13 protein-coding genes are annotated in these 12,037 nt (G+C 61.5%); 5 read left to right on the forward strand and 8 right to left on the reverse strand.

Going from position 1 to position 12,037, the window contains the following annotated elements; all coding sequences use genetic code 11:
• Positions 1-236, reverse strand: a 236-nt coding sequence (locus Uis1B_RS10915; RefSeq protein ID WP_133124929.1) for a helix-turn-helix domain-containing protein, incomplete at its 3' end; no start/stop codon positions are given.
• A 98-nt stretch (positions 237-334) separates the two neighbouring features.
• Here Uis1B_RS10915 and Uis1B_RS10920 point away from each other — a divergent pair.
• The 4 genes from Uis1B_RS10920 to Uis1B_RS10935 all read left to right on the forward strand — a co-directional run bounded on the left by Uis1B_RS10920 (position 335) and on the right by Uis1B_RS10935 (position 3,210).
• A complete protein-coding gene (locus Uis1B_RS10920; RefSeq protein ID WP_101618266.1) occupies positions 335-799 on the forward strand; it encodes a hypothetical protein in 465 nt (154 codons plus the stop codon).
• Positions 800-893: 94 nt separating this feature from the next.
• Entirely contained in the window at positions 894-1,817 is a 924-nt protein-coding gene (locus Uis1B_RS10925) for a LysR family transcriptional regulator (RefSeq protein ID WP_101618268.1), read from the forward strand.
• A 44-nt stretch (positions 1,818-1,861) separates the two neighbouring features.
• Positions 1,862-2,431 (forward strand): DNA-deoxyinosine glycosylase, encoded by a 570-nt coding sequence (locus Uis1B_RS10930; RefSeq protein WP_101618308.1) that lies wholly within the window; start codon positions 1,862-1,864, stop codon positions 2,429-2,431.
• A gap of 122 nt (positions 2,432-2,553) precedes the next feature.
• Positions 2,554-3,210 carry a GntR family transcriptional regulator gene (locus Uis1B_RS10935; RefSeq protein ID WP_165782869.1) on the forward strand — a complete coding sequence of 219 codons (657 nt, stop codon included), beginning with the start codon at positions 2,554-2,556 and terminating at the stop codon, positions 3,208-3,210.
• A gap of 61 nt (positions 3,211-3,271) precedes the next feature.
• Here the strand turns inward: Uis1B_RS10935 and pyrE are convergent, their stop codons facing one another.
• From pyrE to pyrB, 7 genes are all read right to left on the reverse strand, one after another.
• A complete protein-coding gene (gene pyrE, locus Uis1B_RS10940; protein WP_101618272.1) occupies positions 3,272-3,967 on the reverse strand; it encodes an orotate phosphoribosyltransferase in 696 nt (231 codons plus the stop codon).
• A gap of 46 nt (positions 3,968-4,013) precedes the next feature.
• Positions 4,014-4,982, reverse strand: a complete 969-nt coding sequence (locus Uis1B_RS10945; protein WP_423734894.1) for a dihydroorotate dehydrogenase — start codon at positions 4,980-4,982, stop codon at positions 4,014-4,016.
• Positions 4,970-5,800 (reverse strand): dihydroorotate dehydrogenase electron transfer subunit, encoded by an 831-nt coding sequence (locus tag Uis1B_RS10950; RefSeq protein WP_101618276.1) that lies wholly within the window; start codon positions 5,798-5,800, stop codon positions 4,970-4,972. Before Uis1B_RS10950 ends, Uis1B_RS10945 begins: the two co-directional genes overlap by 13 nt.
• 50 nt (positions 5,801-5,850) lie before the next feature.
• Entirely contained in the window at positions 5,851-6,810 is a 960-nt protein-coding gene (gene pyrF, locus Uis1B_RS10955; RefSeq protein ID WP_101618277.1) for an orotidine-5'-phosphate decarboxylase, read from the reverse strand.
• Positions 6,811-6,879: 69 nt separating this feature from the next.
• Positions 6,880-8,334 carry a dihydroorotase gene (locus Uis1B_RS10960; protein ID WP_101618279.1) on the reverse strand — a complete coding sequence of 485 codons (1,455 nt, stop codon included), beginning with the start codon at positions 8,332-8,334 and terminating at the stop codon, positions 6,880-6,882.
• Positions 8,331-8,750: an aspartate carbamoyltransferase regulatory subunit gene (locus Uis1B_RS10965; protein WP_101618281.1), complete on the reverse strand. Its 420-nt coding sequence runs from the start codon at positions 8,748-8,750 to the stop codon at positions 8,331-8,333. The genes Uis1B_RS10960 and Uis1B_RS10965 overlap by 4 nt, the downstream gene beginning before the upstream one ends.
• Positions 8,750-9,763: an aspartate carbamoyltransferase gene (pyrB, locus tag Uis1B_RS10970; RefSeq protein ID WP_101618309.1), complete on the reverse strand. Its 1,014-nt coding sequence runs from the start codon at positions 9,761-9,763 to the stop codon at positions 8,750-8,752. Before pyrB ends, Uis1B_RS10965 begins: the two co-directional genes overlap by 1 nt.
• A 236-nt stretch (positions 9,764-9,999) precedes the next feature.
• Here pyrB and Uis1B_RS10975 point away from each other — a divergent pair, with 236 nt between their 5' ends.
• On the forward strand, positions 10,000-12,021 hold the full coding sequence (locus tag Uis1B_RS10975) for a Na+/H+ antiporter (RefSeq protein ID WP_165782870.1): 2,022 nt from the start codon (positions 10,000-10,002) through the stop codon (positions 12,019-12,021).
• Positions 12,022-12,037 lie beyond the last annotated feature (16 nt).

Here is a 12,037-nt window from a genome sequence, read left to right on the forward strand (position 1 = left end):
GAGTAGAACGGGCGCGCGGTCCATGCGCCCGTCTTCAGGCGTTTCGGCCTGTACGGACGGTAGGAGTCGTTCTCGTTGGACGCGAACCACAGGCCGCGCCTCAGCTCGCGGCTGACCGTGGACTTGTCCCGGCCGATCCTCAGGGCGATCTGGCGCACGCCGAGCCCCTCTCGGTTCCTCAGTTCGTCGATCCGGACTCGTTCCTCGGCCGACAGGTGGGAATACACTTTCGTCATGGGCGCAGCACTTTCTCTTCGGTTGTGGACTTGAACACTTCCAACCTTAGACAGGTGTTGCGCTTCTATTTAGAACCCGGGTCGTCAGGGGGAACACCGTGGGCTGGATTCGTACGCACAGATCGCTGGTCATCGGCTGGATCATCGTATTGGCGTTGTACGTGGCGCTGATCGTCTTTCAGTTCACGGCCGGAGGCAAGGCGGTGCCGTTCGGCCTGAACTTCATCTGGCCGGCGGCCTTGCTGGGCACCAACGTCGCCGTGGGACTGCGCAGGACCGACAAGCCGTACGGTGACGTGATCTATCCGATCATCAGTCTCGTGGGATCCGTTCCCTTCGTCATGCTCTGCGATCACCTGTACCGCGAGACCTGCGCGAACGGCGACTATGCGAACTGCGTTCCCGTTGATGGGCCATGGCGTTTCTCCATGCAGCCATCCGATTTCTACTCCGATGCCGGATGGCTGGCCTACTTCGCGCTCGCCTGCGCCATCGGCTTCGTCGTCGGCCGGCAGATCCGTCGTTCGAAGGACGCTTCGGCACCAGCCGGGTCCGAAGGCTGAACGTCCACGACCCCGTCCACGAATCGGACAAAGCGGCCATTGACCGGGGTATAAATCGCATCGCTGTTTGCGCTTGGTGATATCAATGGAGCTTATGACACTCCTGCAGTTGAAATACATCGTCAAGATCGTCGAATGCGGCTCCATGAACGAGGCCTCCCACGAACTGTACATCTCCCAGCCAGCCCTATCGTCGGCCGTCAAGGAGCTGGAGAAGGAGATGGGCATCGAGATCTTCACCCGCTCCTCCCAGGGCATCGCGCTGACCGTGGATGGCGCGGAATTCCTCACCTACGCCCGCCAGGTGCTCGACCAGTCCGCCCTGCTCGAGGAACGCTACAAGAACGCCAAGCCCCGCAAGCAGCTGTGCCAGGTCTCCACCCAGCACTACATGTTCGCCGTCGAGGCGTTCGTGGAACTCATCAACTCCATCAAGTCCGACGAGTACGAGTTCACGATCCGTGAGACCCGTACGCGTGACATCATCAATCAGGTCGCCAATATGCAGTCCGAGGTGGGAATCCTGTACCTTTCCGATTTCAACAAGGACGTGATCGGCAAGCTGCTGCGCGAGAAGCATCTTGAATTCCATCCGGTGTTCCGCGCCGGTCTGCATGTGTTCCTATCCCGTTCGAATCCTCTCGCCAGCAGAAAATCACTGACCATGGAGGATCTCAAGCCATACCCGTGGATCCAGTACGAGCAGGGAGAGGAAGGGTCGTTCTATTTCGCCGAGGAAGCGGTGTGGCCCGAGTACTCCCCCAAGCAGATCAACGTGACCGACCGCGCCACGATCCTTAACTTCATCGTCGGTCTCAACGGATACACCGTGTGCTCAGGCATCGACAACGAGGACCTCAATTCCGAGAAGATCGTCACCGTGCCTCTGGAGAGCGACGAGACGATGCTGGTCGGGTGGATCACCAACGAGCGCACGAAACTCAGTCAGGCAGCCGAGATCTATCTCGAAAAGCTCAGGTCCGTGATCGCCAACCACGGATACACGCTCATCGACTGACGCTACCGGCTACCGATAACATCAACCGCACGCATTCATCCATGATGACGAGGACTCCGGAACACGTCACGCACGGGTTCGGACCCGTATGGGATCATGCCTCGCGTGTGCTTGTACTCGGTTCGATGCCGAGTCCGAAATCACGCGAGGCCGACTTCTATTATTCGTTCAGGGCGAATCGCTTCTGGCCGGTGCTGGCCACGCTGTTCGACGATCCCTCCCCCGTTCCGCTCCGATTCCCCGCCGACCCCGAAGGGATGGCCCGTCTGGTTGAGAGCAGACGGGCGTTCGCGATCCGACATCGAATCGCCCTGTGGGATGTGATCGCATCCTGCGACATCATCGGAGCCAGCGATTCCAGCATTCGCAACGTCATCGTCAATGATCTCGCGCCGGTGATCCTCTCCTCGGACATTCGTCGCGTCTTCACCACCGGCGCCAAGGCCTCCCAGCTCTACCGGCGATTCTGCCTGCCTCGTCTGGCGGAGCAAGGCATCGACATGCCGTCAGTGGCGCTGCCCTCCACCAGTCCGGCCAATGCACGGATGGGCTTGCCTCAGCTGATCGAAGCATATCGGCCCATACTTGACGCCGTCAGCGATTCAGGACGATAGCAAACACGACTTGACCCGACCGCAATACGGCCAGCCGCCGCACAATCAATGTTTATCGTATACAATCTGTGCGTATACGATAGACGTCTTGCGCGGAACCGACGACGGGAAGGATGTGGGATATGGCGACAGCAGGCACGGCGATAGAACGGCCTAAACCACTGCGGGATCAGGTATACGATCGTATCATCGGACTGATCCTCGATATGAGCGTCAAGCCCGGAGATTCGCTGACCGAACCGATGCTGATCAAACGTCTCGGAGTATCCCGCACCCCCATCCGCGAGGCACTGCTGAGGCTGGAGGCCGAAGGCGTGCTGACGTCGCAGCTCGCCCGAGGATTCAGACTCAAACCACTTGACAGGACCGAAGTGGAGGAGATATTCCCGATTCTCGCATCATTGGAGATGCTGGCGATCAGGGAAATGCCCGACGAGATCCGACCTTCGACACTGAAGCGCCTTCGCACGACGGCGGCCCGGCTCGGCTCCACCGAGGATCCGATCCAGCGGTGGAGACTGGCGGACGAATTTCACCGGCTGCTGGCGGCCGAAGCAGGCAATCACCGTCTCGATGAAATGACCCGGCAGATCCGTGTGATGATCGGCCGGTACGAACTCGCGTTCATGCTGGAGGTCTCACCAAGACATAGAGACGCCGATAAGCGGCATGATCGAATCGTCGACGCCTTGGAGAGGAACGAACGTCTGCAGGCGGCCCGCCTTGATCGGGAACATTGGGATGAAGAGTCCCAGCAGATAACGCATTGGCTGCGATGAGGCGGTGTGTGCCGGTGACGGTCCTCGGATCTTCGGACCGTCACCGGCACACACCGGAACGTCAGGCGCCGTATCGTTCCAGATACGCTTCCGCAGCGTCCCTGATCCCCGCGGTCACGTACGGAGAACCGTCCGCCGCGGCAATGGACTGGCCGGCGCTGAAGATCTCACGGACATTGGCGATGGCGAACACGGGGAATCCGAACTCCTGCTCCACAGCCTTCACCGCGGAGAGATCCGAATCACGGGTCTTCTCCATGCGATCCACCGACAACACCAGACCGACCACCTGCACATCGGCCTCGGCCCTGAGCTTCGGGATGACCTCGCGTACGGCGGTTCCCGCGGTCATCACATCATCGACCAGCAGCACCTTCATACCATCCCGCAGCTGCGTGCCGACCATCATGCCGCCATCGCCGTGATCCTTCTTCTCCTTACGGTCGAAAGTGTATCCGATCTCCATGCCGTACGCCGATGTCAGTGCGATCGCCGTGGAAACCCCCAGAGGAATGCCCTTGTATGCGGGACCGAACACGGTATCGATGTCCCCGGGAAGATTCCCCGCCTTGATCTCGGCCTCGATCTTCTCAGCGTAGAACGCGCCAAGACGAGCGATCTTGCGCCCGTCGTCGAAGGCCCCGGCATTGATGAAATACGGGGATTGGCGTCCGGACTTCAACGTGAACTCACCGAACTTCAATGCCTGGGAGTCCAACAGAAACTCGGTGAAACGAACGTCGATCGGTGCGGTCATGATATCTCCTTGAAATCGCTGGAATCTTGCAAATAGTTGAGGCGCATCAACGCCATGTTCCCCCGGACGCCAAAGTCTCGGCCAGCTGGGGTCGGCTGTCGAGCAGATCCTCGAGTTCACGGGCCACGCGCAGCGGAGCCACGGGATCGAACAGCGCCGCGGCTCCCACCTCCACGGCATTCGCTCCGGCATACAGGTATTCCAATGCCTTCTCGCCGGTGTCGATGCCGCCGATGCCGATGATCGGAATCTCCGGCAGCGCGGTGCGCACCTGCCACACCCGGGCCAGCCCGATCGGCAGCACGGCCGGGCCGGACACGCCACCGGTCACATGGTCGATGATCGGCTTGCCGGTACGGGTGTTGATGCGCATACCGACGATGGTGTTGATCAGACTCAGCGCGTCCGCACCCGCTTCCACGGCGGCACGGGCCGGAACGGTGATGTCGGTGACGTTCGGTGTGAGCTTGACGATCATCGGCTTGTCGGTCAGTCGGCGCAGACGAGTGATGAGACGGCTCAACGCCACCGGATCGGCGCCAACGCTCATGCCGCCATGGCTCACGTTCGGACAGCTGACGTTGATCTCCAGCATGTCGGCCGGGGAGTCGGCGAGCTTGGCCACGACCTCGGCATAGTCGTCGTCGCTGTGGCCGGCCACGTTGGAGATCACGGTGGCGCCGATCTTCTTCAGCTTCGGCAGGTCATCCACGAGATAGTGATCGACGCCGGGGTTCTGAAGACCGACCGCATTGACGTTGCTGGCCGGCCCCTCGGCGGTTCGCACACCGGGATTGCCTTCCCACGGCACCGGCGAAACACCCTTGGTGCATACGGCGCCCAGCTGACTCACATCATAGAACCACCGCACCGCGGCATACTGGAACGTACCGGAGGCCGTGCCCACGGGGTTCTTCCAAGGCACGCCTGCCACCACGGTGGGATGCCTCCATTCATGGGGCTCATACAGGTTGATCGGATGCCTGACGTTCTCGACCATGTTCACTCCCCCCATCCCAGCTGTTCGCGCGTGAATACCGGGCCGTCCGCACATACCTTCAGGCGTCCGTCAACGGTGTCGACGGTGCACAGCACGCAGGTGCCGTATCCGCACCCCATACGCTGTTCCATGCTCAGCTGGCAGGGTAGGTCATGCTCGCCGGCCCATGCGGCGACGGCCTTCATCATCGGCAGCGGACCGCATGCGAGGATCACCGGCTTCGAACCGTTCCCGTCCACCGTCAGCAGATCGTCCCGAAAGCGATCGAGCAGCGTGATCACATTGCCTTCGGATTCGTCGATGCTTTCCGTACGGTCGGCATACCGCGAGACGAATTCGTCGGCGAAATGCTCATGACGGTATCCGAACACGGCGGTGGTGCGCACACCATCCCGCGCCGACAGGCATTGGGCCGCATAGATGAGCGGGGGAACGCCGAGCCCTCCGGCCACAAGCACATAATGCGCATCCTCCTTGGTGCGGAACGGACGTCCGAGAGGACCAAGCACGTCGATGACGTCTCCTGCAGTCAACGTGGCGAACTCGGCGGTGCCTTCGCCCACCACGGCGAAGATCACGCTCACCAGATCTCCCTCCACCTCGCTGACGCCGAAGGGACGGGGCATGAGGTGCATGGGATCGCGGGAGAACAGATTCACGAACTGCGCCGGCCTCGCATGCGCGGCGATGTACGGGTCACGGAAGGTGAGTCGCATCACTCCGGAAGCCAGTTCCCTGATTCCGGTGATCTCCACGGTGTGCCGGGGTGGAAAGAACCCAGCCTCCACGGCCTGTTCCACCACATCGACGGTGGGGTTGAATGTTGCTGACACAACGGCTCCTTTACTGAATCGTCGGGAACGGCGGGAATCGCCTGTCACGGTCACCTGTCGAGGGCCGCATTCAGATCATCCCTCATCGACAGCGCGGAGTCGCGTGCGCACTCCGCCACGACACGGAGGGCCTCGTCGTATCCGAGATCCTCCGAATAGCGATCGCTTCTCCTCCACGAGGCGATGATGCCACGCGAGGAGTTGACGATGGCTCCCGATCCGTGCCCGTCGAACATGCCGGCGACGTCCGCGGCCGTGCCTCCCTGCGCCCCGTATCCGGGGATCAGGAAGAACGTATGCGGCATGCGTGCGCGCAGGGCACGCCCCTCCCGAGGATGTGTGGCGCCGACGACTGCCCCCACACGGGAATAGCCGTGCTCTCCGATGGAGTCGACGCCCCATTCCTCCACCAGATCGGCGACGTGCTCATACACCATCGAACCATCGGCAACCGTCAGATTCTGAATCTCATCACTGGAGGGATTCGACGTCTTCACCAACGCGAACACATCGGCGTCCGCCTCCTTGGCGGCATCCACGAACGGCGTGATGCCGTCCACGCCCAGATACGGGTTGACGGTGACGGCGTCCTCCATCCACAGTTCGTGCTCACTCAGATGCTTGGCGTACGCCGCCGCGGTGGAGCCGATATCCCCTCGCTTGACGTCGCCGAGCACGTACAGACCACGGTCATGCGCCCTGCGGCAGGTGGCCGTGTACACCAGCAGCCCGTTGACGCCCAGCGCCTCGTACATGGCGATCTGAGGCTTGACCGCCGGCACGATGTCGGCGATGGCGTCGATGATCGTCAGATTGAATCTCAGGTACTCGGTGGCGAGACTGCTGGTCCATGCGAACAGCTCACTGGTGGAACCATCCGCGTCCAGAGTCTTGGCGGTGTCGGCATGAGCCCTGTCGATCAGCTGCTTCGGCAGCAGCTCCGGTTTGGGGTCGAGACCGACCACGCTGGGATTGCCGACGCTTGCGATGGCTTCGATGAGTCGATCCATGGGGTAAATCCTTTCTGGGCTTTGCGTATCCGTCGCCGCAGCATGGACGAGCCACGACGACGGGGAATCCTATCGAATGACGCGCGATGCCGGAAGACGTGAGAACACGAGCTTCGAACCAAGCAGCGTGGCAAGGGCCCTGCCGCTGACCTCCCAGCCTCCAAACGGGGTGTTCCTCGCCTTGGAGTGGAACCGCTGCGGATCCACGGTCCACCGTTCGTCCGCGGCGAGCAGCACCAGATCGGCCGTCTCCGGATGCTCCACCGCAGCGAGGTCGAGAACGCGACGCCCCCGCGAACCGGCCCGGTCGACCTCGTCCAGCATCGATGCGATGTCGGCGGGCTCGTGGCCGAGCAATTCGGCGGGACCGGTCGCCATGAGTTCGATCAGACGACGATCATCGATATGTCCGGGCTCCACCAATACCTTGCGACACACGCCGTACGCGCATTCCAGTCCGATGATGCCGTTGGGCGCATCAAGGAAGCCGAGGGCCTTCTCCTCCATCGTATGCGGGGCATGATCCGTGGCGATCATATCGACGGTGCCGTCGGCGATGGCCGCGATCGTGGCCTCGCGATCCTCGGCGGATCTCAGCGGCGGATTCATCTTCGCCAGCGTACCGTACCGAAGGAGATCCTCGTCGCACAGCGCGATGTAATGCGGAGCCGTCTCGCAGGTGATCGGCAGCCCCTCGGCCTTGGCCCGTCGAATGGCCTCGAAGGAGATGGCCGTGCTCACATGCTGGAAATGAACATGGACACCGGTGCGGCGCGCGGCTTCGATATCCCTCGCCACGATGTTCAGCTCGGTATCCTCCGGAATGCCGGGAACGCCGAGTCGTCGCGACACCGGCCCCTCGTTCACCGCGCCGACATCATGATGCTCGCAATGCTCGATGAGATACAGACCGGTCCGCTGGGCGTTGGCCAACACCTGATCGAGAATCGCCGCGGGTACCGCCGATCCGTCATCACTGATCGCGGTCACCGGATGGGCGATCTGAGATTCGTCCTTGGCCGACTCATCGACGCCTCGGCGATACCATCGCCAGTCGTCCGGATCGGTGGCCTGAGCCCCGGCGCGGCCCTTCGAGGCGCAGACGCACAGGTCATAGCGAACGGGGAGCGAGGTACCGTGGATCTCGTCGTAATGCTGCAGAAAATCGATCACGGTGTCGTATCCCGATCCCAGCACCTCGGCGGCACCGGGGTCATCCGGCGACACCTTGCAACCGTCCATCGCCGGCACGGTGTTCGGCATGATCAGCACATTGGTGTAGCCGCCGGAGGCCGCGGCCCTGCACCCGGATACCATGGATTCCTTGTAGGTTTGCCCGGGGTCACGGAAATGGACATGGGGATCCTCGAAGCCCGGAGCCACCATGATGCCCGAAGCGTCGATCTCACCTTCGTGAACGGCGTCCCCGTCGCCGAAGAACCTCCGGACGTCGACGTCGGGGACGACCAGATCAATGGCCTCGCCGGTGTTCCAGACCGTTACGTTGCGCAGCGTGATCATCAGAACTTGGCTTCCTCGTCGCAGTAGTCGCAGCGGTATTCCTGCCGTTCGGAGTGGGCGAGGTGGAATCGCTGCTTGATGCCACGCTCAATGGTGGTCACGCATCGGGGGTTCACGCAGCTGATGACGTTCGTCACCCGTTCGGGCAGGTTCGGGGTGAGCTTCTGAACGATCCTGCCCCCATGGACCACGTCGACCGTGGCCTGACGGGCAACGAGCCCGAGCACGTTGAGATCGATGTTCTGCTCGCCTTCGATCTTGATGATGTCCTTCGATCCGAACTGATGGCTGGTGGTGTTCATGATCAGTGCCAGCCGGGTCTTGGCCGGATCGATGTTGAGATAGTTCAGCACCTTCAGCGCGGTCCCCGCGGGAACATGATCGATGATGATGCCTTCCGTGATGCTGGTCACCTCCATCAGGCGGCCACCTCCTTCTTGTTCGGGTCGAAACCGGGCAGATCGTCGCCCAGCACGGAGCTCTCCAGCGCCATGCGCATGAGCATGCCGTTCTTCACCTGTTCGAAGTATGCGGCACGCGGGTCGGCGTCCACCTCCACGGAGATCTCGTTGACTCGGGGCAGCGGATGCAGCACCGCCATGTCCTTCCTGGCCAGACGGAGCTTATCCTCGTTGAGAATGTAGGTGTCGCGCAGTCGCAGGTAGTCGTCCTCGTTGAAGAAGCGCTCCTTCTGCACACGGGTCATGTACAGCACGTCGAGGTCGCCGATGACCGAAACCAGATCCTTCACCTCCACATAGGAGCAGCTGGGCGTCTCCCGGATCCGGTCGATCACGTAACGAGGGGTCTTGAGCTCATCGGGGCTGATGAGCACGAAATTCACGTTGCCGAAGCGGCACAGCGTCTCGATGAGCGAGTGCACGGTCCGCCCGAAGGTCAGATCGCCGCACAGGCCGATGGTGAGATCGTTGATGCGGCCGAAACGCGACTGCATGGTGCAAAGATCGGCCAGCGTCTGAGTGGGGTGCATGTGTCCGCCGTCTCCGGCATTGATGACGGGGATGTCCACCGCCTCGGAGGCCACGAGAGCGGCACCCTCCTTCGGATGGCGGATCGCCACCACATCGACGAAGTTGGCGACCGTCTTCAGCGTGTCCGCGATGGATTCGCCCTTGCTCACCGAAGCCAGCTGGGCTCCGGCGAAGCCGATGACCTGGCCTCCGAGACGCAGCATGGCGGTCTCGAAGCTCAGACGGGTGCGGGTGCTGGGCTCGTAGAACAACGTGGCGATGATCCTGCCGTCACAGGCGTGGGCCACCTCCCTGCGATGGGAATCGATGTACGCGGCCTTGCGCAGCAGCAGGGCGATCTGCTCCGTCGTCAGATCGTCAAGCGTGACCACGCTTCTGCCGATGAAATCGGAATCGGGGGAACTGGATGAGGAGCTGACCGAAGCAGCTGTTGATGACATGCGCACGCCTTTCATCGAAACTGGTTCATCGAAATATTCTCAGGCGGCCACAAACATTCTCGCGACCTAATCAAGGGTAAGCTGTTATGCGGACGACGCGACACTCTTACGGAAATCAGCGTTCACCGATTATTCATCTTTGCGCGCTTGACGAATCGACATCCATCGGCAACCATCCGCTTGGTAAGCTGGGGTCGGTAGTGCCCGTCAGAGAGAAAATAGGGATCATCTTTTATATGGCCTCGCTTACACTCGTCATCCAAGTCCTGATCGCCGTGCTGATCTCCAGCGCCCTGAGCAATTTCATTCCCCGCATCTCCACCCCGCTGGTACAGATTCTGCTGGGGGTGGCATGGTATTTCACACCGTTCCTGCCCAATCTGGAAATGGACTCGGAACTGTTCATGGTGCTGTTTATCGCACCGCTGCTGTTTCTTGAAGCCCGCAACGTGCCGCGGCGGGAGATCGCGGCCAATCTGGTTCCCTCCATGTCGCTTGCCGTGGGGCTGGTGCTGCTCTCGCTGGCGACCACCGGAGTCACTCTTCATGTGCTGTGGCCTGCGGTTCCGCTCGCCGCGGCGTTCGCGCTGGGTGCCGCGCTCGGACCGACCGACGCGGTGGCCGTTTCGGCATTGAGCAAGGAGGCCAAGCTCTCCGAACGTCAGCTGCACGTTCTGCGGGGCGAAAGCCTGTTCAACGACGCTGCCAGCATCGTGGGCTTCCAGTTCGCCTGCGCCGCCGCGCTTACCGGCACGTTCTCCGCACTCGACTTCACCGAAGGCATCCTGTTCAGCTTCTGCGGCGGCGTGGCCATCGGCTTCATCGTCGGTTTCCTGTTCAACAACCTGGTGCTGTGGCTGCGTCGCTACCGTATGGAGACGATGACGCTGCGCATCGGCATCGAGGTGCTCATCCCGTTCGCCGCATACGTCGCGGCCGAGCACTTCCACGTATCCGGCGTGCTCTCGGTCGTGGCCGCGGGATTGACGATCACGTTCCATCGTTATGGATTCGGCAGCGACATCGCACGAACCAATCTGGTGTCCAACTCCGTATGGCAGTTCATCGAATTCGCCCTCAACGGATCGGTGTTCGTACTGCTCGGCATCGAATTGCCGTTGGCGATGCGTGCCAGTTGGGAGAACGAATCGGTCAGCACGGGGATGCTGCTGCTGGCCATCGGCGTGATCACCGTGGTCTCGCTGGCACTCAGATTCGTCTGGATCTCCGCCATGCTCCGACTCACGCACGACAGGAGGACCGGCAAGCGTCGCAGGATGACGGCCGAACGCTGGCGATCCGCCGTAGTCATGACGTTCGGCGGCCCCAAGGGCACCATCTCCCTGGCCTTGGCGTTCACGCTGCCGTATTCCATCGACGTCTTCACCCACATCCCGCTGCGCAACGCCCTGCTGTTCATCGTATCGGGATACATCGTGGTCTCCCTAGTGCTGGCGAATGTGATGCTGCCTCTGCTGGCCCCGAAGGACGACGACTCGGCGGGAGAGGAATACGCCAAGGATTCGGTGGAGATGCTCCGTCGCACCCTGACGAAGATAGCGGAGCTCGACACGCCCGAAACCCATGCCGAAGTCCGAGCGGTGATGCATTCGTACACCGAACGCATCGATCGGGTGAAACGCGCCGTGCCTCAGGAGACGATGAAGCGTGAGAACAAGGTGCGAGTCTCCACGCTTGAATGGGAACGCAAGTGGCTCAACGACTATGTGAAGGAGCATCCGGAGCATGAGGACGCGGCGAACGCACTGCTGGATCGACTCAGCAATTCACTGAATCATCTGACCGGATCGGGCGGCCATCATATCCAGATCCGGCAGGCGAATCCTCGCCGTCAGGCGCTGATCATCGTACGTCGCGTATGGGGACTGATCGCCCGCATGACACCCGGATTGGATCCAGGCAAGGTCAATGACATGCGAGGCATCCAGATCGAGCTGTTCAAGGCCACGATCGGGCATCTCAAGCAGGAGGTGCTCACCGACGTGGACAACGCCGAGATCATCGCACGTCTGATCGGCGAGTATCGTGCGGCACTCACCACGCTGCACACGCAGACCTCGACGCTGATGCGGCCGAAGCTGCCGTCGCTGCAGGGTGTGGACGACATTCGCACGCAAACATTCCGTCTGGAGCTGGAGACGATTCGCGAGATGCTCGAAGAGGATGAGATCACGCGACCTCAGGCCAAGCTCATGCGCCAGAACGTGTATCTCATGCAGGCCGACGCCGTGCTGTGAGATGCACTACCATGGT

It is taken from the genome of Bifidobacterium margollesii, from assembly GCF_002860355.1.
Taxonomy (GTDB): Bacteria; Actinomycetota; Actinomycetes; order Actinomycetales; family Bifidobacteriaceae; genus Galliscardovia; species Galliscardovia margollesii.

Coding starts and splice junctions, on each gene's coding strand:
- Uis1B_RS10925 (WP_101618268.1), top strand. CDS start 894: ATGACACTCCTGCAGTTGAAATACATCGTCAAGATCGTCGAATGCGGC.
- Uis1B_RS10930 (WP_101618308.1), top strand. CDS start 1,862: ATGACGAGGACTCCGGAACACGTCACGCACGGGTTCGGACCCGTATGG.
- Uis1B_RS10935 (WP_165782869.1), top strand. CDS start 2,554: ATGGCGACAGCAGGCACGGCGATAGAACGGCCTAAACCACTGCGGGAT.
- pyrE (WP_101618272.1), bottom strand. CDS start 3,967: ATGACCGCACCGATCGACGTTCGTTTCACCGAGTTTCTGTTGGACTCC.
- Uis1B_RS10945 (WP_423734894.1), bottom strand. CDS start 4,982: ATGGGGGGAGTGAACATGGTCGAGAACGTCAGGCATCCGATCAACCTG.
- pyrF (WP_101618277.1), bottom strand. CDS start 6,810: ATGGATCGACTCATCGAAGCCATCGCAAGCGTCGGCAATCCCAGCGTG.
- Uis1B_RS10965 (WP_101618281.1), bottom strand. CDS start 8,750: ATGGAGGTGACCAGCATCACGGAAGGCATCATCATCGATCATGTTCCC.
- pyrB (WP_101618309.1), bottom strand. CDS start 9,763: ATGTCATCAACAGCTGCTTCGGTCAGCTCCTCATCCAGTTCCCCCGAT.
- Uis1B_RS10975 (WP_165782870.1), top strand. CDS start 10,000: ATGGCCTCGCTTACACTCGTCATCCAAGTCCTGATCGCCGTGCTGATC.